This window comes from Planktothrix sp. PLAVEN19ND (assembly GCF_057220675.1).
This window is the reverse complement of record NZ_CM170132.1, coordinates 3,439,806-3,463,707: the sequence shown is the minus strand read 5'-3', so window position 1 is coordinate 3,463,707 and position 23,902 is coordinate 3,439,806. Positions and strand designations below refer to the sequence as shown.

Genomic DNA, 23,902 nt, shown 5'->3' with positions numbered 1-23,902 from the left:
GCGACTTCTACATAGCAGAGAATAGAGAATACCATACACCCATTGCCTACTCTGTAAGTGATTATTCCTATTTAGTAAGGGGTCTTTTTTGGGTATATTAAAAAGACGTGCGGCAGAATTGAATAAGTATAATCTTGATTTTTTGTGTTTTAAAACCCTTCAAAACATCAAAATCAATCTTACTACAATTACTTTTATTAATGATTAATTGCGATCGCCAACTCAGAGGTAAAACGAATGCCAGAGAATAATAGTTATATTTGGGCAAAGAATTTAGGGGGCAGTGGTGATGACGTTGGCTATGACATCACCGTGGACAGCGCGGGGAATGTCTACACGATTGGTTTTTTCAATGGGACTGTAGACTTTGACCCAAGTGCAGGAATTTTTAATCTGACTGCTGCTAGGGCTAATGAGAAATTCGTTACCAAATTCGATAGCAATGGCAATTTTGTTTGGGCGAAACCACTGATTGGTGATACTGATGATACCAATGGGCTTAGTAGTATTAGAGTTGATAACTTAGGCTATATCTACACCACAGGCCGCTTTTTAGGGACGATAGATTTTGATCCTGGTGCTGGCGTATTTAACCTGGCTGCGACTCCCGGGGGGCAGGAAGACAGCTTTATTTCCAAATTGGACTCCAATGGCAATTTTGTTTGGGCAAAACAACTGGGGGGGACTCTGGGTGATTTTGTGTATGACATAACTGTAGACAGTTTAGGCAATGTCTACACTACAGGTAATTTTGAAGGGACTGCGGACTTTGACCCCGGTGTCGGTGTATTTAATCTAACTTCTGCCGGACAGGGAGATATCTTTATCTCCAAATTGGACTCCAATGGTAATTTTGTTTGGGCGAGACAACAGGGGGGAATTGATAATGATTTATCAACTCGTATAGTCCTAGATAGCCTGGGAAATATCTACACAACAGGTTCGTTTACTGGCATTGGTGTAGATTTCGATCCGGGTCTAGGTAATTCTAATACTAATTCTCTGGGAAATCCAGATGTTTTTGTCTCCAAACTGGACTCCAATGGTAATTTTATTTGGGTTAAAACACTGGGCGGGACTAATAATGATAGTTCAACTGGTCTTGTCCTAGATAGCTTAGATAATGTTTACACTGTAGGTATTTTTCAAGGGACTGGGGACTTTGACCCCGGTGCAGGTGTGACTGGCTTCACTTCTTTTGCTGGAAGTAATGACATTTTTATCTCCAAACTGGACTCCAGTGGCAATTTTGTTTGGGCAAAACAACAGGGGGGAATTGGTGATGATGTGCCATTCGATATAGCCCTAGATAGTTTAGGGAATGTCTACAACACTGGTCGGTTTCCGGGAACTGCGGACTTTGACCCCGGTGTCGGTGTATTCAACCTAACTTCTGCCGGACAGGGAGATATCTTTATCTCCAAATTGGACTCCAATGGTAATTTTGTTTGGGCGAGACAACAGGGGGGAACTGCTGATGATTCTCCGCGTAGTATCACTGTAGATAATTTAGGCAATGTTTACACTACAGGTTGGTTCAATGGTGTTGCCGACTTTGACTCCAGTGCAGGCACAGTTAACCTTACCAGTAATGGGGGTGTGGACATCTTCATTTCTAAGTTGGGTATTATTCCTTTTGAACCCACTAATGCTGGACTAACAGGAACTACAAGTAGCGACGGGGTTTGGGGAGATTATAACAAAGATGGTGCTTTAGACGCCTTGGTTGCCGGGTTTAATACTCCCACAAAGGTCTATCAAAATAGTCCGGGAAGCTTCACCGCCGTCGCCACACTCCCCGAGGTTTCCAGTGGTGGGATAGCTTGGGGAGATTATAACAATGATGGCAACCTCGATATTGCCCTAGCCGGGTATGATCAATTGACCATTGGAACAGCCCAAATCTATCGCAATGATGGGGGAATTTTTAATAATATTGGGGCTGGATTACTGAATTTTTATCACAGTGATTTAGCCTGGGGAGATTATGATAATGATGGAGATATTGATCTTTTAATTAATGGTAATGATTATTTAACTAATATACCCACAACTAAACTTTATCGGAATGATGGAGCTAACACTTTTGTTGATAGCGGAATTCTACTAATTGGTTTACAAAATGGTTCCGTGGCTTGGGGGGATTATGATAATGATAGGGATTTAGATATCTTAATCACAGGGGAGGATCTATTAGCCCCTTATAGTAAAGTTTATCGCAACGATGGGGGAATTTTTACAGATATTAATGCAGCCCTACCCGGTGTTTATCATGGGGATGCAGCTTGGGGAGATTATGATAATGATGGTGACCTAGACATTGCTCTAACGGGAATTGATAGCCTTACCAATTTAGTTACACAAGTTTATACCAACACGAATGGAGTTTTCTCCCCAGCCGCCTCATTAATTGGTTTAGGTGATAGTTCGGTGGCTTGGGGAGATTATGATAATAATGGCAACCTCGATCTAGTTGTAACAGGTTCCGACCAATCGATTGTTTATCGAAATGAAGGTGCTAATGTTTTTACTAAAATTGCTGCTGGATTAGTGGGTGTTAGTCAAGGTTCAGCCCATTGGGGAGATGCTAATAATGATAGAAAGTTAGATATTTTATTAACGGGTAATAATATTGGTACTCCTTTCGCAGACATTTATCAAAATAATACCTTAATTCCGAATACCCTCCCCACTCCTCCTAGCAGCTTAAATATCCCAATTATCACAGCTAATACGGTTAACTTTAGCTGGAACCCGGCAACGGATATTGAAACCCCTGTAACGGGTTTAACCTATAATTTGCAGGTTGGAACAACACCTGGGGGGTCTGAAATTATTTCGGCTATGCCTTCTTTACCCCAAATGGGTAATGTTAATCATAATCTGAACTGGACATTAAATAATTTACCCTACGGCACTTATTATTGGACGGTACAAGCAGTTGATACTGCCTTTGGACGATCTACCTTTGCACCGGAAGCTACATTAATTGTACCCCCTCCCACCTATAATTTTGGTAGTATTAATTATACCACACCTGAAGGGAATATTAGGGCTATTCCTCCTACGGTAGAAATTATCAGAACAGGGGATATTACCGTCGCAGAAAATGTCACTGTTACAGCTATTTCGGGAACAGCAACTCCAGGAACTGATTATACCACAGGGCCGTTTACTGTTGGTTTTGCAGCCAATCAAACCAATGCTTTTGTCCCAATTGAAATTTTAGGGGATATTGGATTTGAACCCGATGAAACCCTGAATTTACAGATAACTGGATTTAGTGGTTTAGGAGTCGTTGGAACCCAGGGAAATACAACCCTAACCCTAGCCAATGATGATATTAGTGGTGTGGGTATTACTCAAACTGGAAGTAGTTCCGATATTACGGAAGGAGGACTATCCGATACCTATAATATTGTCCTAAATTCGATTCCGACCGCGCCAGTTACGATTACTATTACTCCTTCAAATGCGGAAGTTAATTTAGGTGCGGGGGCGGGTGTTCCCCTCAACTTAAACTTTACGGCGGATGCTACAGCTTTAACTCCTCAAACTGTTACTGTCACGGCTGTTGATGATTTTATTGCGGAGGGAATTCATAATAGTATTCTGGCTCATTCTGCTTTAAGTTCTGACCCCAATTATAATGGTATATTAGTCCCCTTTACGGTAGATGGAATTGTCGCCTCAACGGTTACTGTGAATATCACAGATAACGATATCCCCGGAATTACCATTAACCCCACCAGTGGTTTAAGCACCACCGAAGTTGGAGGGACAGCTAACTTTAATCTCAGCTTAAAATCCCAACCCACCGCCGACGTTACCCTAACTCTTAACAGCAGTAACCCCAAGGAAGGAAGCCTATCAACTTCTAAAATTACCTTCAATTCCACCAACTGGAATCTTCCCCAAACCGTGATCATTACCGGAGTCGATGATAATATTGTGGATGGTAATATTCCCTATACCATTATTACCGACCCAGTTATTAGTCTTGACCCCAAATATAATAATCTTAATCCCGACGATATCACCGTCACTAATACTGATAACGATATCCCCGGAATTACCATTAACCCTACCAGTGGTTTGAGCACCACCGAAGTTGGAGGGACAGCTAACTTTAATCTCAGCTTAAAATCCCAACCCACCACCGACGTTACCCTAACTCTTAACAGCAGTAACCCCAAGGAAGGAAGCCTATCAACTTCTAAAATTACCTTCAATTCCACCAACTGGAATCTTCCCCAAACCGTTGTCATTACCGGAGTCGATGATAATATTGTGGACGGTAATATTCCCTATACCATTATTACCGACCCAGTTATTAGTCTTGACCCCAAATATAATAATCTTAATCCCGACGATATCACCGTCACTAATACTGATAACGATATCCCCGGAATTACCATTAACCCCACCAGTGGTTTAAGCACCACCGAAGTTGGAGGGACAGCTAACTTTAATCTCAGCTTAAAATCCCAACCCACCGCCGACGTTACCCTAACTCTTAACAGCAGTAACCCCAAGGAAGGAAGCCTATCAACTTCTAAAATTACCTTCAATTCCACCAACTGGAATCTTCCCCAAACCGTTGTCATTACCGGAGTCGATGATAATATTGTGGACGGTAATATTCCCTATACCATTATTACCGACCCAGTTATTAGTCTTGACCCCAAATATAATAATCTTAATCCCGACGATATCACCGTGACTAATAGTGATAACGATATCCCGATAATTAACCTCTCCATTGATACCGTAACCGCAACTGAAGCAGAAGCAACCATTGTCACCCTAACCGCAACCGTCGCCGCCGGGGTGACGCAAAATCAAACCCTGGATATTAATATTACGGGAACCGGAATTACTCCCAACGATTATATCCTATCTAATCCTCAAATAGTCATTAATCAAGACACTAATATTGGCACTGTGACTTTAAAGATTAATGATGATAAGGAAGTTGAGGGGGATGAAATAGCCAATATTAAAATCTTAAATCCTTCTTCGGGATTAATATTAGGAACTACAACCGCAGCTAACCTAACTATCGTTGATAATGATATCCCATTAACCTATAATTTTAGTGCAGCTAATTATACCATACCTGAAGGAAATAGTTCTAATAGTTCTCAAGTTATTACCCTGAATCGAACTGGAAATATTAATCTCCCAGAAACCGTTACTTTGAGTATTATCGGAGGGACTGCTACCCAGGGAGATGATTATTTAATTAATAGTTTAACCGTTAACTTTGCTGCGGGTCAAACCCAAGCTGTTTTACCCGTTGAAATCCTAGGAGACACTACCTTAGAACTCGATGAAACTATTGAATTGCAACTCTCTAGTTTTAGTGCTGGAGGAACAGCTGGAAACCCATCAACCACCACCTTAACTCTACAAAATGATGATAACTCTCCCGCAACCATTAACTTTTCCCAATCACAATATCAAACCAATGAAAATGGGACAATTATTGGAAATCAAATTACCTTAAATCGTAGCGGAAATATCTCTCAATCCTCCTCCGTTGAGGTACAACTCAATAGTGGAACAGCAATTGCGGGAGAGGACTTTATTGCGACTCCCATTGTTGTTAATTTCGCCGCCAACGAAACCTCAAAAACCCTGACTATTCCGATTAATGATGATAACGTAGCTGAAAACCCAGAAAACTTAACATTAACCTTAGTAAACCCCAACGCGGGAACCCTGCTTGGAACCCAAACGACCGCCAATTTAGAAATCATTGATAACAACCAAACTGGAATTACGATTAACCCCACCCAAATTTCAGCCACTGAAGCAGGAGTCACCGGAAATTATACCCTAGTTCTCAATAGTATTCCCACGGAACCTGTTACCATTAATTTTAATCTGGATAATCAAATTAATCCTATTACCCCCCTCACTTTTGATCAAAACAATTGGAATACTCCCCAAACCGTGACAATAACTGCAACGGATGATAACTTAGTTGAAGGAAATCATCAGAGTTTAATTCGTCATACCCTCCAAACCAATGATGTACAATATTCTAATGTATTGATTCCCGATGTTACGGTTAATATTACCGATAATGATTCCGCCGGAATTTCTATTTCTCCCTTATTAATTACGGCGACAGAAGGCGGCGCAACCGGAATATTTCAAATCCTATTAACCACCGTACCGACCGCAGATGTCACCCTAACCTTTAAGAGCAATACTCAACTCCAACCTCTACCGGATATTACCTTTAATTCTAATAACTGGAATATCCCCCAAACCGTCACCGTTACCGCAACGGATGATAATTTATTGGAATCCCTCCATCAAGCAATTATTACCTCCACGGTTAGCAGTTCTGATATCACCTATAACGGGTTAAAAACCAATCCAGTTACGGTAGAAATTACCGACAATGATTCCGCCGGAGTCTCGATTAATCCCAATAATTTAGATATTATAGAAGGGAAAAAAACCGAAACTTATAATATTTTCTTAACCACCCAACCCACCGCTCCCGTTACCATTCAATTTAACTCGGGAGACCCCCTAAAACCAATTACAGAAATTACTTTTAATCCTGATAATTGGAATCAACCTCAAACAGTCACGGTAGAAGCGATTGATGATACAGAATTTCAAAATAATCGGACTGCGAGTATTACCCACACCGCTATTAGTTCCGATAAAAATTATAATGGAATTAATATTAGTTCCGTGGCGGTGGAAATTACTGATAATGACCCCCCTCCTACTATTTTAATTAGTTCCCCAACCCTGGGAGTAACCGAAGGAGGAAATAGCAACACCTATCAAATCAGTTTAACCGCAAAACCCACCGCCCCTGTAACAATTGATTTTGAAACAGGCGACCCACTTCAACCCATTTCAGCGATTACCTTTGATGTCAATAATTGGAATACACCTCAAACCGTTACCGTCACCGCCGTTGATGATAATATTGCTGAGTCTGAGTTTATTACCCCGATTCGCCACCGCATCACAACCACTGACCCTCAGTATGCTAAGGTAACACTGCCTGATGTGGTAACGCGGATTACCGACAATGACACCGCCTCGGTCAAGATTACCCAAACTGATAATCGCACCGATGTTAGTGAAGATGGACTCACCGACACCTATAGCGTCGTTCTCAATAGTAAACCCACCGCCGATGTCACCGTGACGATTACCCCCGATAGTCAAACCGACTTAGGTAACGGAGAAGATAGCCCGAAAAAACTCACTTTTACCTCAGAAAACTGGAATAAACCCCAAACGGTGACGGTGAAAGCGGTGGATGATCAAGATATTGAAGATACAATTCATACCAGTACCTTAGTTCATACGGTTAATAGTTCCGATACTAACTATCAAAATCAGGTTCCGATTTTAATTGATGGTGTGAGTAGCACATTACTAACTGTTAATATTACCGAAAATGATGCTCCTTTACCGCCAGGAACAGCCGGAATTAATATTCTTCAACCCCTAAGAACAACCGAACTCTGGGAAGGATTTGGTTCTGCAAATTATAAAGTTGTTTTAACCAGTGAACCCATTGCGAATGTGGAAGTCAATCTTTCCACCGACCCACAGTTAAATGTTAATCAAACCGTCTTATTTTTTACTCCAGAAAATTGGAATATTCCCCAAACCGTTACGGTTAATTCCATCGATGATACCCTAGATGAACGTCAACATACAAGCATTATCACCCATCAAACAATTAGTACGGATAGTCGTTATCAAGGATTATCGGCGGTGAATGAAATCGTAATTCATGATAATGATAATGTGGGCGAGATTATTAACTTAATCGAACCCGATGCAATTGGTGTGGGTAACAAGGATGACCGGGTGACGGGTTCAGTATTTGATGATGTGATTTATGGACGAGACGGGAATGATGATTTGTCTGGAAAAGGGGGAAATGATGTAATTTTAGGTCAAAATAATGTCGATCTTTTATTGGGAGATGAAGGAAATGATGTTTTATTAGGAGGGAGAGAAAATGATTTTATCTTTGGAGGAATTGGAGATGATATTCTGTTTGGGGGGTTAGGAGATGACCGTTTATATGGAGAAGAAAGTAACGATCAACTTTTTGGAGGTTTCGGAAATGATCGTTTAGATGGGGGGGTGGGAACTGATATTTTAACTGGATTTTCGGGGAATGATGTGTTTGTGATTAATCAGGAAACAGCCAGTGATGATCTAAATCAGGTTGATATTATTAAGGATTTTACCCTGACTCAAGATATTATTGAATTATCTCCCAATTTAACCTTTGAACAATTAAATATTATCCAAGGAACCGGGATTTTTATTAATTATACTCTAGTTCAACTTAAATCTAATGGTCAATATTTAGCAATTATCCAGAATATTACAGCTACGGATTTAGATAGTAGTGATTTTATTTAAAACCTTAAAAATTATCATAAGGAATGTCGATAAAGTAAGTGTGATACCTCTTTTTTTTAGACTACGATGGCGTAGCTCGTTGTTGCGCTTGTTGTTGCGCTTTAGCGCATGAGCAGGGACGACGCATCGTAACAACGAACTTTATTATTTATGAATTTGTAATTGTTTTCTCAATTCATCTAAGGAAGAATCGGAGGTTTCTAATAATTCGGGTTCGTCTGGACAGAATTGTAATTCCATGTCAATTTCCGATTTGGGGTAAGATGGAGATTTTGGATCATAAGTAAAGTTTTTATAGTCTTCAGGAAAAAGATTAACAGTGCTTTTTATAATTAATTTACCACTGATCCAACCTTTGCCAGAAGTTAAACTTAGTAATTTACATTCAACAGACTCACTAACATTACTCCAAGAGCTTTGTGTTAATCCTAGGGAAAGTTTTTTATCAATTCCATAGCGATAATTATTAAGAGATTCAAAAATCGGAAGCCTTTTATTTGATGAGTATCTGTCATCATATATTGTTTTATTAAAAAAATCCATCGCGAATTATTTAAAGCGAGCAACAGTAAAAGTATCTTTATCAATCAATAAAAGATCTTCATCACAAGTTAAAGGATAAAAATTATCAGTCATGGGGTTTAACCTCAAAAGCAAATTAATTTTTAAATTATACTAAATTATAGATAGCAAATTTTAATCTGTTGTAGAAATGGCTTGAAATTCAATCATCGTAGGGGCGAGGCGCGCCTCGCCCCTACAGAGTCATGTAGGTATTTTTAAAGTTATCTTTTTAGGTTAGAATATAGCAATCCTCAACGGATGTAAAAACAACCGCCACAATTGTACAATCAAAAACTGCTAATCAATTTGAGAACAAAAAACCGTGAAAATTCTAGTAGTGGGAAATGGGGGACGGGAACACGCGATCGCCTGGACATTACTCCAGTCGCCCAACGTTGAAAAAGTATTTTGTACCCCGGGAAATGGCGGGACAGCCACCCTCAAAGGCTGTGAAAATTATCCGATTTCCGTAGAAGACTTTGAAGGGATCAAAAACTTAGTTCAAAATCAGGATATTTCCCTAGTGGTAGTCGGGCCAGAATTACCCCTCGCCCTAGGAATTACCGACTATTTGCAACAACATAATATTAAAGTATTCGGCCCCAACCAAGCCGGGGCGCAACTCGAAGCCAGTAAAGCCTGGTCTAAAGCCTTCATGGAAGACGCCGGAATTCCTACGGCTAAGGCGGCCGTCTTCACAGATGCAGCCAGCGCTAAGGCTTATATTCAAACCGCTCCTATCGTGGTCAAAGCCGATGGGTTAGCCGCAGGAAAGGGCGTCACCGTTGCAACCACCGTGGAAATGGCCCATGAAGCGATAGATACTATTTTCGCCGGGGAATTTGGCCAGGATAACCTGCGGGTAGTGGTGGAGGACTTTCTAACCGGACAGGAAGTATCCGTACTCGCCCTCACCGACGGGTTAACTATTCGGCCATTAGTTCCAGCCCAAGACCATAAACAGGTCGGAGAGGGGGATACTGGCCCGAATACGGGGGGCATGGGGGCCTATGCTCCCACTCCCATTCTCCCCCCGGAACTGCTGTCTCGCGTGCAACAGTCGGTCTTAGAACCCACTTTAGCCACCCTGCGTCAACGGGGTATTGATTATCGGGGGGTGGTCTATGCCGGGTTGATGATTTCCCCGGAAGGTGAAATTCAGGTATTGGAATTTAACTGTCGGTTTGGCGACCCCGAAACCCAAACGGTTCTCGCCCTCTTAGAAACCCCCCTAGAAGAAGTCCTACTCGCCTGTTGTGAACAGCGGCTAGAACAGGTTGCTTTAACCTGGAAATCGGGGGTTTCTGTGTGTGTGGTATTAGCCTCCGGGGGTTATCCTGGTTCCTATCAAAAGGGCAAAGTGATCACCGGAATAGAAGACGCAGAAGCATCGGGAGCGATCGTATTTCATGCGGGAACTAAACTACAAGACGGCCAAATTCTCACCGACGGCGGACGAGTTTTAGGGGTTACGGCCATTGGGTCTACTTTCAAAGAGGCCATCACCCAAACCTACAAAGCCGTTGATTGTATCAATTTTGAGGGACTCTATTATCGTCGAGATATCGGTTGTCGGGTAACGGTTGATGGTTGATGCTTAGGCTATTCGGCATCTAAATTCCAGATTTCAAAATCCTACAACTCTTGCAATGCGAGCGTCCTCGCTCCCCCTCTACCTCCCCTGCTCCCCCTGCTCCCCCTGCTCCCCCTGCTCCCCCTGCCTCCCCTGCTCCCCCTGCTCCCCCTGCTCCCCCTGCCTCCCCTGCTCCCCCCACCTCCCCTGCCTCCCCTGCCTCCCCTGCTCCCCCTGCCTCCCCTGCCTCCCCTGCTCCCCCTGCCTCCCCTGCTCCCCCTGCTCCCCCGCTTTCCCCGTCTCCTGTTACTATGTATAGTGTGTGTTAACAAAACTTAACGCTGTATTGGGACACAACTCTGGGTCTCTATAGGCAAATATGGTATATGGACAGATCACCAAATCATTCCCGTATCGCCGATGAACACAGAGTTACCCCTCAACCGTCAACCCCCAAATCGTCAACAAATGTTGAAACTCCTCAAAAAAATAGGTGAGATTATTGGCAGATGGTGGTCAGAGTTTACCCTGCAAACTCGGTTAATGGCGGGGGCGACCCTGGTAGTTTCTCTGTTGATGAGTAGTTTAACGTTTTGGGCCGTCAACACGATTCAAGAAGATGCTCGCATCAACGATACCCGTTACGGTCGAGATTTAGGGTTACTTTTGGCCGCCAATGTCTCCCCCTTAATTGCGGAAGAAAAACGGGATGAAGTCGCACGATTTTCCCGTCAATTTTACACCAGTACCTCCAGTGTCCGTTATATGTTATATGCAGATCAAGAGGGGGAAATTTATCTGGGTTTGCCCTTTTCTGATTCGGCGGTACAAAATTCCTTAACCCTGCGGCGGCGGATGCAATTACCCGATAATTTTTTGGCTAGTGTACAGTCAGGAAATTTTGCCGATTTGCCAATGGTGAGACAACATTTAACACCCGCCGGAGAGGTGACGGATGTTTTTGTGCCGATGATGCACAATGGGAATTATTTAGGGATTTTAGCCATTGGAATTAATCCTAATCCTACCGTTGTTGTGTCATCAAATTTAACCCGGGATGTGACTTTAGCGGTATTTGTTTCAATTTGGGTAATGGTAATTTTAGGGGCGGTATTTAATGCTTTAACTATTACTCAACCGATTAAAGAATTAGTCCAAGGAGTTAAAAATATTGCCATAGGAAATTTTAATCAACGGGTTGATTTACCCTTTGGGGGAGAATTGGGGGAATTAATTTCCAGTTTCAATGAAATGGCAGAACGCCTAGAAAGCTTTGAAGAACAAAATATTGAAGAATTAACCGCAGAAAAAGCCAAGTTAGAAACCTTGGTTTCCACCATTGCCGATGGGGCGGTTTTAATTGATGCTGAACTAAATTTAATTTTAGTGAATCCCACCGCCCGACGTCTATTTAGCTGGGAAGGTACAACGGTTATTGGTAATAATGTTCTCAATTTTTTACCGCCAATGGTGGTAGAAGAATTATCACAACCTTTACAAAAAATTGCCAGTGGAAATTTAGATGGCGGAGAGTTTCGTTGTTCCCTGGGAGAACCAACAAATCGGACATTACGGATTTTATTAACCACGGTTTTATTACATAAATCTCCAGGTGCTGAACCCCTTTGTCATAGCTGTATTCATGATACGGATAATAGTTGTGAATTATCCGAACGTCCCCATGTTCAGGAATGTACTTTATATGACTATAATCCGATGTCAAATTCTCCCGGGGAAGACAATTATCGGGAAAGTTTAAAAGGGATTGCAATGACAATTCAGGATATCACCCGTGAGGTCGAGTTAAATGATGCTAAGAGTCAGTTTATTAGTAATATCTCCCATGAATTAAGGACACCATTATTTAATATTAAATCCTTTATTGAAACCCTGCATGATTATGGAGAGGATTTAACCGAAGAACAGCGACAGGAGTTTTTGGCTACCGCCAACCATGAAACTGACCGTTTAACTCGTTTAGTCAATGATGTGTTAGATTTGTCTCGCTTAGAATCCTGTCGTATCTATAATTTTGAACCCGTTGATATGGCACAAGTGGTAGAACAAACTTTGAGAACCTATCAACTAAATGCCAAGGATAAAGGAATTGAACTGAGTAGAGAAATAGAACCAGATTTACCCTTGGTGTTAGGACATTATGATTTATTATTGCAAGTCTTAACTAATTTGGTCGGAAATGCTCTGAAATTTACCACTTCGGGGGGACGGGTAATCATTCGAGTTTATCTATTAGAAGAAGATGATTTTAAGAAAAATCAAGAAGTCGAAGAAATTGAAAAAGGAGGCTGGATTATTTCCCCACCCCCTCCTCGTCCTATCGATTTACATTTAACGGGAAATTCACCTAAAACTCGTTATATTAGAACTGAAGTTTCCGATACGGGAACTGGAATTGCACCGGAAGACCAAGATGCTATTTTTACTCGTTTCTTCCGGGTAGAAAATCGAGTTCATACCTTAGAAGGAACGGGATTAGGATTGTCTATTGTGAAAAATATTATTGAAAAACATCGAAGTCAAGTTCATTTAATTAGTGAGTTAGGCATCGGAACAACCTTTTGGTTTGATTTAGTAGTATCTCAGGAAGAAACGCCATCTTCATCTTTTAGTAATGATGTTTTTATGGGGGAACCCTCGATCTCTATTGCTAAAGGATAGGATCACGAAAATCCATCATGATCGTACTGAATTAATGCAGCAACCGATGAAAAACAGTGATAATAAATGATTAACCTCAGAGGGAACACATCAAAAGTTAGACCTAAATCTTGGTGAAAGCGATTAATTAATCCTTAACTATGCTACAGGAAAATCCTTTCAAACTGGTGATGGGTTATCTGCTGTCGTAGGCGATCGCTAAACTATGATATGATGCACTCGCTTTGTTGATTCTGTTCAGAAAAGACAGATCGCCGTGTTTAGTTATGGTGTTAGGATTCAAGCCTCGGATTGTCCGGCAATGACCGACGACATCTTAGAATCCCTTTTTGGTGTGGCTGTGGGAGTGTCAAACCTTGACCCAAATTCAATTGTTAATTAAGGTTCTTAGCGTGTCACGAATGGGAAAAACTCTATTTTTGCGTTGGTTAATGCCTGGTTTCGTCAGCTTTTTTATCCTGACCTCTCCCGCCAAAGCAGCCAGTCTGCAATCTTGGCAATTTGAAAGCTCTCAAAACCGCCTCAGCTTCACCACCGATGGGGGGGTACAACCCAAAGCTCAACTGCTCTCCAACCCCGCCCGATTAGTCATTGATTTACCCGGAACCAGTTTAGGGGGCGTCAACCGTCAACAATTAATTGGAGGAGCAATTCGAGAAATTCGAGTCGGTCAAGTCGATAACCAAACCACAAGGATTGTGGTGGAATTAGTTGATGGTTATACTCTCGATCCTCAAGGAGTACAATTTAGGGGGATTTCCCCGACTCAGTGGACGGTACAACTACCCTCGCCTCAAGCCGTCGGCACACCTACTCCTACTCAGGTAACAGCAACAACCCGTCCTGCTCTAGCTATACCTCAAACTCCTCCTCTCAGACCTCCTGCACCTGCTCGTCTGCCTGCGACCCTACCTCAACAGACCGTTAATCGTTCTATTTCCCAGCAGCCTCAAACCACCTTAGCTCAAGTCGAGGTGCGGGATAATGGGATTGTGCTGCATACCACGGGCAAAATGGCTGATATTGAATTTAAACAAAGTCAAGATCGGAGTTGGATGACTTTGGATATTCTAGGTGCCACCTTAGCTGCCCGTTCAAACGGCACTGGAAAACAGGTCAACCGAGATGGGGTGACGGTTTCTCAAGTCACCCAACTCTCAAATAACCCCCCAGTCGTTCGGGTAACCATGAGTACCCCGCAACGGAATCAAAACTGGCAAGCCCGGTCATCGGCCGGAGGAGTGGCTGTTTGGCCCCAGGGAAGCACTCCCCCAGCCGTTCAATTGTCGGGGGGATTTGCCCAAATTCGTTCCGTTGAAATCCGCAATCAACAACTTCTGATCCAAGCCGATCAGCCTCTGAACTATAGTAGCGGTTGGGATAATCAAACTCAGTCCTATAGTATTACCTTTTTCTCCGCAGCCTTGGCTGAAGGCGTTGCCTTACCACAACGACAGGTGGGAAGTCCGATTATTTGGACAAGGGTACGTCGGGAAGATCCCCAAACCTTCACCCTGTTAATTAAACCGGCAACCCGGATTGAAGTGGGACAAATTAGCCAAGGGAGCCCTCAACAGCTTGCCTTAGCTTTTGTGGGAGAGGGCTTAGGAACTAGAACTTCGGTTCGTCCCCCCTTTGCTACGGTTCCCACTCCTAACCCCAGACCCTTTCCCCCCAGAACTAATCCTAATCCTTCACCTTTCCCCCCCCGGACTAATCCTCCTCGAACGAATCCCAATCCTTTCCCCTTTCCCCCCCGTACCGTTAATCCCCCCGCTAATAATCCGATTTCCAATGGTCGGGCGGTGGTAATTATTGATCCTGGACATGGGGGTAGTGATGCTGGTGCTGTCGGTGTGGGAGGACTGCAAGAAAAAGATGTTGTCTTCTCGATTTCTCAACAGGTGGCGCAGATTTTGCAGCAAAATGGAGTACAGGCGGTGATGACTCGTTTGGATGATCGCACCGTTGAGTTAGAACCCCGGGTAGACATGGCGAATCGGATAAATGCGACTTTGTTTGTGAGTATTCACGCCAATGCGGCTACGAATGCGGCGGCTAGTGGGATTGAAACCTACTACTACAGCAGCGGAGATCGTCTAGCCCAATATATTCACAACAGCGTGATTAGTAGTTTTTCCCAAATCCCTAATCGGGGTATTAAAACCGCTCGTTTTTATGTGCTGCGAAATACTTCTATGCCTTCGATATTAGTGGAAACGGGGTTTGTCACTAATAATTATGATGCCTATATGTTAGGCGATCCCTCTCAACGGGGGCGCATGGCCCAAGCGATCGCCCAAGGGATTCTGCAATATTTAAGGGATAACCGATATTAAAAGGTCAACAGTTAACAGTTAACCGTTGACTGTTGACTGTTGACTGTTGCCTGCTATATCCATCTTCTAAGAAACCGTATTTGTTGAATGTTGGGGAACCTGTTCAAAACAAAATCATTAAAAACCCCACCTGAAGAATCAGGCAGGGTCTTTAATTAACAATCTAAGCAGTGATTAGACGTCTAGGTAAAACCCTACCTAGTCTAAGTTAGGCATAGAAAGTACAGCTTCCGATTTCCGGTCAATGCCTTTCTCAAAGCCAGCCACCGCAGCCCGGGCGCGACCCGCGTGCCAGAGGTGACCAATCAAGAAGAAGAAGCCCACGATAAAGTGGAAACCAGCCAACCAAGCCCGGGGGTTAACATAGTTAAACCCTTGAGCTTCGGTAATGATCCCACCCACGGAGTTAATCGAACCGTTAGGGGCGTGGGTCATGTACTCAGAAGCGCGACGAATTTGCCAAGGTTGGATATCGTTTTTCAGCTTGTTGAGGTCAAGACCATTCGGCCCACGCAGAGGCTCTAACCAGGGGCCACGGAAATCCCAGAAGCGCATGGTTTCTCCACCAAAGATGATTTCCCCAGTCGGAGAACGCATCAGGTATTTACCCAGACCCGTCGGGCCTTGGGCAGAACCGATATTGGCTCCCAGTTTTTGGTCACGGACTAAGAACACAAAGGACTGAGCCTGAGAAGATTCAGCGTTTGTGGGGCCGTAGAACTCGCTGGGATAAGCAGTATTATTGAACCAAACATAAGAAGCAGCGATAAAGCCCATCAGGGACAGAGCGCCCAAACTGTAGGACAGATAAGCTTCTCCAGACCAGATTAAAGCCCGACGTGCCCAGCCAAAGGGTTTGGTTAGGATGTGCCAGATACCGCCAGCAATGCAGATCAGACCAATCCAGATATGACCACCGATGATGTCTTCCATGTTGTCAACACCGATGATCCAGCCTTCTCCACCAAAGGGAGCTTTAGTTAGATAACCAAAGATCGCCCCTGGGTTGAGGGTGGGGTTGGTAATGATGCGGACATCACCACCACCAGGTGCCCAAGTGTCATAGACACCGCCAAAGAACATGGCTTTGAAGACTAACAGGAAAGCACCCAGACCTAACAGAATCAGGTGATACCCGATAATATTAGTCATTTGGTTTTTGTCTTTCCAGTCGTAACCAAAGAAAGAAGAATATTCTTCTAAGACTTCCGGGCCACGGACAGCATGATAAATGCCGCCTAAACCCAAAACCGCAGAGGAAATTAAGTGCAGAACCCCAATCACGAAGTAGGGGAAGGTATCGATCACTTCACCACCAGGGCCCACACCCCATCCGAGGGTAGCCATGTGGGGGATCAGGATCAAACCCTGTTCATACATGGGCTTTTCAGGAACGAAGTGAGCCACTTCAAACAGGGTCATCGCCCCAGCCCAGAACACGATCAAACCAGCGTGAGCAACGTGAGCGCCCAGCAACTTACCGGACAAATTAATCAGACGGGCATTACCTGACCACCAGGCGAATCCAGTGGATTCTAGGTCACGGCCGCCGACATAAGAAGTATTAGAGAGCGTTACCACGCGGTAATACCTCCTCAGGGAAAATAAAGTTTTCGTGGGGTTGATCCGCAGGAGCCATCCAAGCCCGCAGACCTTCATTTAACAGAATGTTCTTGGTATAGAACGTTTCAAATTCAGGATCTTCCGCCGCCCGTAATTCCTGGGAGACGAAATCATAAGCCCGTAGGTTCAGTGCTAAACCCACAATCCCGATGGAACTCATCCACAAGCCCGTGACGGGCACAAACAACATGAAGAAGTGTAACCAGCGTTTGTTGGAAAAAGCAATCCCGAAAATTTGTGACCAAAAACGGTTGGCGGTCACCATCGAATAGGTTTCTTCCGCTTGAGTCGGTTCAAAAGCCCGGAACGTATTGGCTTTGTCTCCATCCTCAAACAGAGTATTTTCCACCGTCGCTCCGTGAATAGCGCACAACAGCGCACCACCCAAGATTCCCGCCACTCCCATCATGTGGAAGGGGTTCAGCGTCCAGTTATGGAAGCCTTGCAGGAACAGAATAAACCGGAAGATTCCAGCTACCCCAAAGCTAGGGCCAAAGAACCAACTAGACTGACCCAAGGGGTACATCAGAAATACACTGACGAACACCGCAATCGGCCCAGTAAAGGCAATGGCGTTATAGGGACGAATACCGACTAAACGGGCAATTTCCAACTGACGCAGACAAAAGCCGATCAGGGCAAAAGCACCGTGGAGGGCAATAAAAGCCCATAAACCGCCCAGTTGACACCAGCGAGTGAAATCCCACTGAGCTTCTGGCCCCCAGAGGAACAGCAGGGAATGTCCCAAGCTGTTGGCGGGGCTACTGACGGCGGCGGTGATGAAATTGCAGCCTTCTAAATAAGAGCTTGCTAAACCGTGGGTGTACCAGGAAGTCACAAAGGTTGTTCCAGTTAACCAGCCACCGAGAGCTAGATAAGCACAGGGGAACAGCAGAACTCCTGACCAACCCACGAAGACGAAGCGATCGCGTTTGAGCCAGTCGTCGAGGACATCAAAGGTGCCTCTCTCAACTTGCGGCCGTTCGACTGCTATAGTCATTGGGTGAACGATCCTCTTGGGTTTATGTAAAACATTATCCTTCGTGAAGTACCCAGCAATCAATCGGAATTGCGATTTTTGCCTGGGTTGACCCTTTTACTGGTTTGACCTTCTGTGGGAATCATGCCGAACTCTGTTCGGTCGAAGGTCTGACAAAGCAGTTTCTATCCCTTGCGGGATAAACTGTTCAGTAATTTGGTCTAATGCTTATCGCCTCCAGCTTTTTCCCTCGTTTAACCGGGGGACATTTAGCGGTAGACTGTTAAGCAAGTTAACATAACTATATATTACAGTTAACAATTTTGGCAAAGGTGTCAACGGTCAAGATCCACACTCCTAGGTTTCATGAGTACCCAAACAAAGACTACAACGAATCAAATTCTTTCTCAGAAAGTTACGGGTTCCCGTCGTTTCAGCAACTACTGGTGGGCTATTGTGATCACTATTGGCGGTACGGGTTTCCTTTTATCCGGTATTTCCAGCTATTTGAAAATTAATCTTTTGCCCTTCGCCGATCCGACTCAACTGATCTTTATCCCCCAAGGCATTGTCATGGGGTTATATGGAACTGCCGCTTTATTACTGGCTTTGTATTTATGGCTAGTGATTCTCTGGGATTTAGGCGGGGGATACAATGAATTTAACTGGGATACGGGAAAAGTTAATATTTTCCGATGGGGGTTTCCTGGAAAAAACCGCAGGGTTGAGTTCAGTAGCAGCCTTAATGATATTCAATCCATTCGTGTTGATATCAAGGATGGAATTAACCCCCGTCGAGCTTTGTATCTCAAACTCAAAGACCGTCGGGAAATCCCCCTAACCCGTGTAGGCCAACCCCTACCTCTGTCTGATGTGGAAAATCAAGGGGCAGAATTAGCTAAGTTTTTACAAGTCCCCTTAGAAGGACTTTAGAACCTCCGACTGACAAAAAAGTTGAAACCTAAGATGAAAAAACTCAACACACAGCAATGGTTTTTACCAGTTTTGCTGATTTGTGTATTAATCGTTGGTGGCTGTGCTGCTAATACAACCTCCACCGAAACCCAAAATAACAATCCTGTTGGTAGTCAAGCTGCTACACCTATTTCCCAAAATCCAACTCAACCTATGACAACAAATTTACCTCAATTAAATGGAAAAGCTACGGTGGTAATGACGGTCAAAGGATCGCCGATTACGATTGAAGTGGACGGAACGAATGCCCCGGTTACGGCTGGAAACTTTGTTGATCTGGTTAATAAGGGAGTTTATGATGGTCTGGCTTTTCATCGGGTGGTTCGTGAGCCCGATCCCTTCGTCGTTCAAGGGGGCGATCCTCAAAGTAAAGATCCCAAGTTCCCCACCGCTAGATTAGGTACTGGGGGATTTATTGATCCGGCTACCTCGAAAGAACGCATGATTCCTTTGGAAATTAAGCCCAAAGGCGCGGAACAGCCGATTTATAGTAAAACCTTAGAAAGTGCCCGGATCACCGCCGCCCCCGTTTTATCTCACCGTCGCGGTGCTGTAGCCATGGCCCGTTCTCAATTTCCCGATTCTGCTTCTTCTCAGTTCTATTTTTCCTTAGCAGAATTGCCTTTTCTGGATGGGAGTTATGCGGTTTTTGGGAATGTTACCGATGGGATGAATGTGGTTGATCAGATTAAACAGGGCGATCGCATTGACTCGGCGAAGGTGACACAAGGGTTGGAAAACCTGAAAAATTAATGAACTATTAAGAAGTGTAAATATTACGCTTCTTAGGGTGGGTGAAGCCGTGAAACTTGCTCAAACCTTATCATATAGCGGCAAGGACACCCACCCTAAAAATTGCCAGTAAGCTGAAGTCCAGGAAGTCAGAATCACTCTAAAATCCCAATTTCTGATTTCTAATTCCTCACAAATAATGAATGTTATTGTTACTGGTATTGGTTTAATCTCTGCATTAGGAAATTTAGAAACAACCTGGAAACAATTGTTATCGGGTCAGTCAGGAATATCACCCCATCAACCTTTCGGTGAACTTCCGACTAAACCTCTGGCTTTAATTAATAATATTCCTTCCGATCCTACGGAATTATTAGAAAAAGCGATAGCCGATGCCTTAATTATGGCTAATTTAAACCCCCCTTTATTAGACTGTGGGGTTGTCATCGGTTCGAGTCGGGGATATCAGGGAAAATTAGAACAATTAGCCGGATCTTACCCCACCTTACCAAGAAAAGATGAAGGGATTAATTTAAGCAAATTCGTAGACTATTTATCTTTTAATATTGCCTTAAATGCAGCTAAAAAAATAGGTTCTACTGGAATTATTCTATCACCAATGGCGGCTTGTTCTACGGGAATTTGGGCGATCGCCCAAGGATTTGAACTGATTAAAACCAAACAGTACGAACGGGTGATTGTCGGGGCTGTGGAAGCACCCATTACTCCTTTAACTTTAGCAGGATTTGAACAAATGGGAGCCTTAGCTAACACAGGTTGCTATCCTTTTGATCGAAATAGAGAGGGATTGGTTTTAGGGGAAGGTGCGGCTATTTTTATCTTAGAATCAGAGGATTTAGCCCAACGGCGAAAGGCTGAAATTTATGGGGAAATATTAGGATTTGGATTGACCGCCGATGCTTGTTATGGGAGTAAACCTGATCGAGTGGGAAAAAGTGCGATCGCCGCCATTCAAAACTGTTTAAAAAATAGTCATTTATCCAGTTATGAAATTGATTATATTCATACCCATGGAACCGCCACAAAATTAAATGATGACCATGAAGTTAAATTAATTAAACAATTATTCCCCCCAGGTGTTCCAGTAAGTTCAACAAAAGGCGCGACGGGACACACATTAGGGGCGTCAGGAGCGTTAGGAGTGGCTTTTAGTTTAATGGCATTAAACGATCAACTTCTACCCCCCTGTGTGGGTTTAAAAACACCGGAATTTGATTTAGATTTCGTTACCTGCGTTCGTTCTAGTATGGTTAGAAATATTCTCTGTTTTAGTTTTGGATTTGGGGGACAAAATGCTATTATTGCAATGAGTAAAGCCTAATTGTTGTTGGCCGTTGTTGCGCTTCAGCGCAATCTTTACAAGGGCACTCATCCCAACAAAATAACCTTAATTAATTAAAGCTAACTCCAATAAATAATGTCATTAACTGAACGGTTATCAAAAATTAAATGGGAGCATATTCCCTCCACCCTGTCATTATTTTCGGGATGTGGCGGCATGGATTTACCTTTGCATAAGGCGGGATTTAAAGTAGTTTGGGCGATTGATGCGAATAGAGATGCTTGTCAAACATTTCGCCGGAATATTGCGGATGTAATTGTTCATAATCAAATTGAAAATATTAATATTGCTGAACTTCCTGATGCGGATTTAATCACGGGCGGTTTTCCTTGTCAGGATTTTTCAATGATTTGGAAACGTCCGGGGTTAGAAGGAGAACGGGGCAATTTATATACTTATTTTCTGAAATTTGTTCAAGATAAAAGACCGAAAGCGTTTATTGCTGAAAATGTGAAAGGGTTACTCAGTGCAAATAATTATCAAGCAATTCAACGGATTATTTCTGACTTTGAAAATATAGAACCCGGATATTTAGTTAAACCCAAACTGTATAATTTTGCGGATTATGGGGTTCCTCAATTTCGAGAACGAGTATTATTAGTCGGAATTAGAAAAGATACGGGATTTAATTTTATTCATCCTCAACCCGAATATGGATTAAATCGAAAATATCCCTATCGGACGGCATCGGATGCCTTAGCAGGAGTCGAAAATATTTCTAATAATAATGAACATCAAAAAATTCAACCGAGAACCATTGAAATTTTAAAACGGATTAAACCCGGTGGCAATTTTACCGATATTCCTAAAGATAGTGAATATTATGTTAAAGGCATGATTAGTCATGTTTATCGACGTTTACACCCTGACCAACCTTCAACCACTATTATCGCAGGAGGTGGCGGCGGAACTTGGGGATATCATTACGATGAACCTAGAGCATTAACTAATCGTGAACGGGCTCGGTTACAATCTTTTCCAGATGATTTTATCTTTGAAGGATCATTTACAGAAATTCGTCGCCAAATTGGGAATGCGGTTCCTCCTGATGGTATTGTGGCGTTAATTGAAGCGTTAATTCCCTTATTTACAGGGAAATATCAGCCGGTTAATTTATATGAGTTAAGTGAAATTTTACAAAAATTATCAATTAAAGAACGATTGAAATTAGCGAATCAAGAGAACAGGGAATTAGTATCACTCCGGTAGATAATCAGGGTTTAAGGTGTCTTCTTGAGAAAACGGTGATTCTACAGGAAACGTATTAATTGATAATCCCGTTTCATCCGCAGCTAATTCTCTAGCATCTTGATAACATTCTGGGAAAACTTCAAGAAAATATCGCTTTAAACTAGGACTATTTTTAAAATCATTTCGTAATCTTTTGCGATTTTCCCGAATAGTAAATAGCCAGCTATTCGTTCGTTTATCAGATTGATACTTATATTTTAATAGGTGCATTAATAAAATTCTGAGATTACTCTCAATTGCTGATTTTTGACTTCTTCCCATAGCTTCTAATTCTTCAATTAAATTAACCCTATCAACTTCAGCTAATTTTCCATGTTGTAACTGATGAATAGTATTCATTAACCACAAGTGATAATCTTCTTCGTATAAATCAGAAGTTTGTTGAGATTCTGTGATGGGGAGTTGGGTTGTCATGGGATATCCTAGACTCAGTTAATTTTAATTATAGCAAATTAAGGGAACAGGGAACAGGGAACAGGGAACAGGGAACAGGGAATAGGGAACAGGGAATAGGTAATAGGTAATAGGGAACAGGGAATAGGTAATAGGTAATAGGTAATAGGTAATAGGTAATAGGTAATAGGTAATAGGTAATAGGTAATAGGTAATAGGTAATAGGTAATAGGTAATAGGTAATAGGTAATAGGTAATAGGTAATAGGTAATAGGTAATAGAAAGAGTCTATAAAAAATAGGTTGGGTTAAGATAACAAAACCCAACCTATTTTAATTTTGAGGAGTAATTTAGAATGTGAGATCGAGTTTACTGTGGTTACGATAACACCAGCCTAAAATTGTCCCTAAAATGGATAATTTAATCATTTCTAGGGTAAAATAACTTAAGTGTAGTTGGTTCATGCCCTCGGGAATTGTGTTAAATCCATTAAACAGATTTAAGTTAATTCCTAATGCACTCATTTGAGGGGTAAGAATGTAGGTGTAAACCATGGCGATCGCTAACAGAAATAGCGATAATCCTGTGATTGTCCGTAGGCGACTACTGAATTTTTCAGGAAGGTTCATCGCTAAAGCAATTAAACCCGTTAAACCAACCGCCGCACAAACTAATTCAACCCGGTTAAAGACTGAAAAAATCAGACTTCCCGCCGAAGTAAATCCGGTTTCTTCCATCATGCCAGAAACATACATGGTTGGCATAATTACAAAGTCAAGAATTAAACTTCCCGCCATCCATAATCCGAGGGTAGCCAAAACCAGCGTCAGCCAGCGTGTGGGATGATATTCTAGTTTAGAGATAGTAGCCATAGTAATGATTACCTTGTATAGATATATAATTGCTGTCTTTAATTTTTATAATAGCGAATATTTTCACAATAGAATGTGAAGTATTTTGTATAATAAAACTTTACAAAAAAATATAAATCTTTAACTCTTGAT

The 23,902-nt window shown here is 42.7% G+C and carries 13 protein-coding genes; 8 read left to right on the top strand and 5 right to left on the bottom strand.

Going from position 1 to position 23,902, the window contains the following annotated elements; genetic code table 11:
* Positions 1–237: 237 nt before the first annotated feature.
* A complete protein-coding gene (locus AC2D3N_RS15190) occupies positions 238–8,427 on the top strand; it encodes a Calx-beta domain-containing protein (RefSeq protein WP_484691365.1) in 8,190 nt (2,729 codons plus the stop codon).
* A gap of 144 nt (positions 8,428–8,571) precedes the next feature.
* On the opposite strand, the gene AC2D3N_RS15185 is transcribed toward AC2D3N_RS15190, so the two are convergent.
* Positions 8,572–8,970 carry a hypothetical protein gene (locus tag AC2D3N_RS15185; protein ID WP_484691364.1) on the bottom strand — a complete coding sequence of 133 codons (399 nt, stop codon included), beginning with the start codon at positions 8,968–8,970 and terminating at the stop codon, positions 8,572–8,574.
* Positions 8,971–9,313: 343 nt separating this feature from the next.
* Between AC2D3N_RS15185 and purD the strand changes: the two genes are divergently transcribed.
* The 3 genes from purD (at position 9,314) to AC2D3N_RS15170 (ending at position 15,582) form a co-directional block, all read left to right on the top strand.
* The gene (purD, locus tag AC2D3N_RS15180; protein ID WP_484691363.1) at positions 9,314–10,585 is read left to right on the top strand and encodes a phosphoribosylamine--glycine ligase; all 1,272 of its coding nucleotides are present in this window, start codon (positions 9,314–9,316) and stop codon (positions 10,583–10,585) included.
* A 447-nt stretch (positions 10,586–11,032) separates the two neighbouring features.
* A complete protein-coding gene (locus tag AC2D3N_RS15175) occupies positions 11,033–13,243 on the top strand; it encodes an ATP-binding protein (protein WP_484693763.1) in 2,211 nt (736 codons plus the stop codon).
* 356 nt (positions 13,244–13,599) lie between these two features.
* The gene (locus AC2D3N_RS15170) at positions 13,600–15,582 is read left to right on the top strand and encodes an N-acetylmuramoyl-L-alanine amidase (protein ID WP_484691362.1); all 1,983 of its coding nucleotides are present in this window, start codon (positions 13,600–13,602) and stop codon (positions 15,580–15,582) included.
* A gap of 198 nt (positions 15,583–15,780) precedes the next feature.
* On the opposite strand, the gene psbC is transcribed toward AC2D3N_RS15170, so the two are convergent.
* Positions 15,781–17,163 (bottom strand): photosystem II reaction center protein CP43, encoded by a 1,383-nt coding sequence (gene psbC, locus AC2D3N_RS15165; protein ID WP_079678543.1) that lies wholly within the window; start codon positions 17,161–17,163, stop codon positions 15,781–15,783.
* Complete coding sequence (gene psbD, locus AC2D3N_RS15160) at positions 17,147–18,205, bottom strand: photosystem II D2 protein (photosystem q(a) protein) (RefSeq protein WP_079678541.1); 1,059 nt, start codon at positions 18,203–18,205, stop codon at positions 17,147–17,149. The genes psbC and psbD overlap by 17 nt, the downstream gene beginning before the upstream one ends.
* A gap of 345 nt (positions 18,206–18,550) precedes the next feature.
* Here psbD and AC2D3N_RS15155 point away from each other — a divergent pair, with 345 nt between their 5' ends.
* From AC2D3N_RS15155 to AC2D3N_RS15140, 4 genes are all read left to right on the top strand, one after another.
* Complete coding sequence (locus AC2D3N_RS15155) at positions 18,551–19,117, top strand: photosystem I assembly protein Ycf4 (RefSeq protein ID WP_079678540.1); 567 nt, start codon at positions 18,551–18,553, stop codon at positions 19,115–19,117.
* Between the two features lie 33 nt (positions 19,118–19,150).
* Positions 19,151–19,912: a peptidylprolyl isomerase gene (locus AC2D3N_RS15150; protein ID WP_484691361.1), complete on the top strand. Its 762-nt coding sequence runs from the start codon at positions 19,151–19,153 to the stop codon at positions 19,910–19,912.
* 178 nt (positions 19,913–20,090) lie between these two features.
* A complete protein-coding gene (locus tag AC2D3N_RS15145) occupies positions 20,091–21,233 on the top strand; it encodes a beta-ketoacyl-ACP synthase (protein ID WP_484691360.1) in 1,143 nt (380 codons plus the stop codon).
* 96 nt (positions 21,234–21,329) lie between these two features.
* Positions 21,330–22,463: a DNA cytosine methyltransferase gene (locus AC2D3N_RS15140; RefSeq protein WP_484691359.1), complete on the top strand. Its 1,134-nt coding sequence runs from the start codon at positions 21,330–21,332 to the stop codon at positions 22,461–22,463.
* Here AC2D3N_RS15140 and AC2D3N_RS15135 read toward each other — a convergent pair.
* Positions 22,452–22,919, bottom strand: a complete 468-nt coding sequence (locus AC2D3N_RS15135) for a DUF29 domain-containing protein (RefSeq protein WP_484691358.1) — start codon at positions 22,917–22,919, stop codon at positions 22,452–22,454. The genes AC2D3N_RS15140 and AC2D3N_RS15135 overlap by 12 nt on opposite strands.
* Positions 22,920–23,248: 329 nt before the next feature.
* On the bottom strand, positions 23,249–23,770 hold the full coding sequence (locus AC2D3N_RS15130) for a hypothetical protein (protein ID WP_484691357.1): 522 nt from the start codon (positions 23,768–23,770) through the stop codon (positions 23,249–23,251).
* Positions 23,771–23,902 lie beyond the last annotated feature (132 nt).

What these genes read in the sequence shown, in the direction of transcription:
- AC2D3N_RS15130 (WP_484691357.1), bottom strand. Translation starts at nt 23,770, where the DNA reads ATGGCTACTATCTCTAAACTAGAATATCATCCCACACGCTGGCTGACG.
- AC2D3N_RS15135 (WP_484691358.1), bottom strand. Translation starts at nt 22,919, where the DNA reads ATGACAACCCAACTCCCCATCACAGAATCTCAACAAACTTCTGATTTA.
- AC2D3N_RS15150 (WP_484691361.1), top strand. Translation starts at nt 19,151, where the DNA reads ATGAAAAAACTCAACACACAGCAATGGTTTTTACCAGTTTTGCTGATT.
- AC2D3N_RS15185 (WP_484691364.1), bottom strand. Translation starts at nt 8,970, where the DNA reads ATGGATTTTTTTAATAAAACAATATATGATGACAGATACTCATCAAAT.
- AC2D3N_RS15175 (WP_484693763.1), top strand. Translation starts at nt 11,033, where the DNA reads ATGTTGAAACTCCTCAAAAAAATAGGTGAGATTATTGGCAGATGGTGG.
- AC2D3N_RS15155 (WP_079678540.1), top strand. Translation starts at nt 18,551, where the DNA reads ATGAGTACCCAAACAAAGACTACAACGAATCAAATTCTTTCTCAGAAA.
- psbD (WP_079678541.1), bottom strand. Translation starts at nt 18,205, where the DNA reads ATGACTATAGCAGTCGAACGGCCGCAAGTTGAGAGAGGCACCTTTGAT.
- AC2D3N_RS15190 (WP_484691365.1), top strand. Translation starts at nt 238, where the DNA reads ATGCCAGAGAATAATAGTTATATTTGGGCAAAGAATTTAGGGGGCAGT.
- AC2D3N_RS15145 (WP_484691360.1), top strand. Translation starts at nt 20,091, where the DNA reads ATGAATGTTATTGTTACTGGTATTGGTTTAATCTCTGCATTAGGAAAT.
- AC2D3N_RS15140 (WP_484691359.1), top strand. Translation starts at nt 21,330, where the DNA reads ATGTCATTAACTGAACGGTTATCAAAAATTAAATGGGAGCATATTCCC.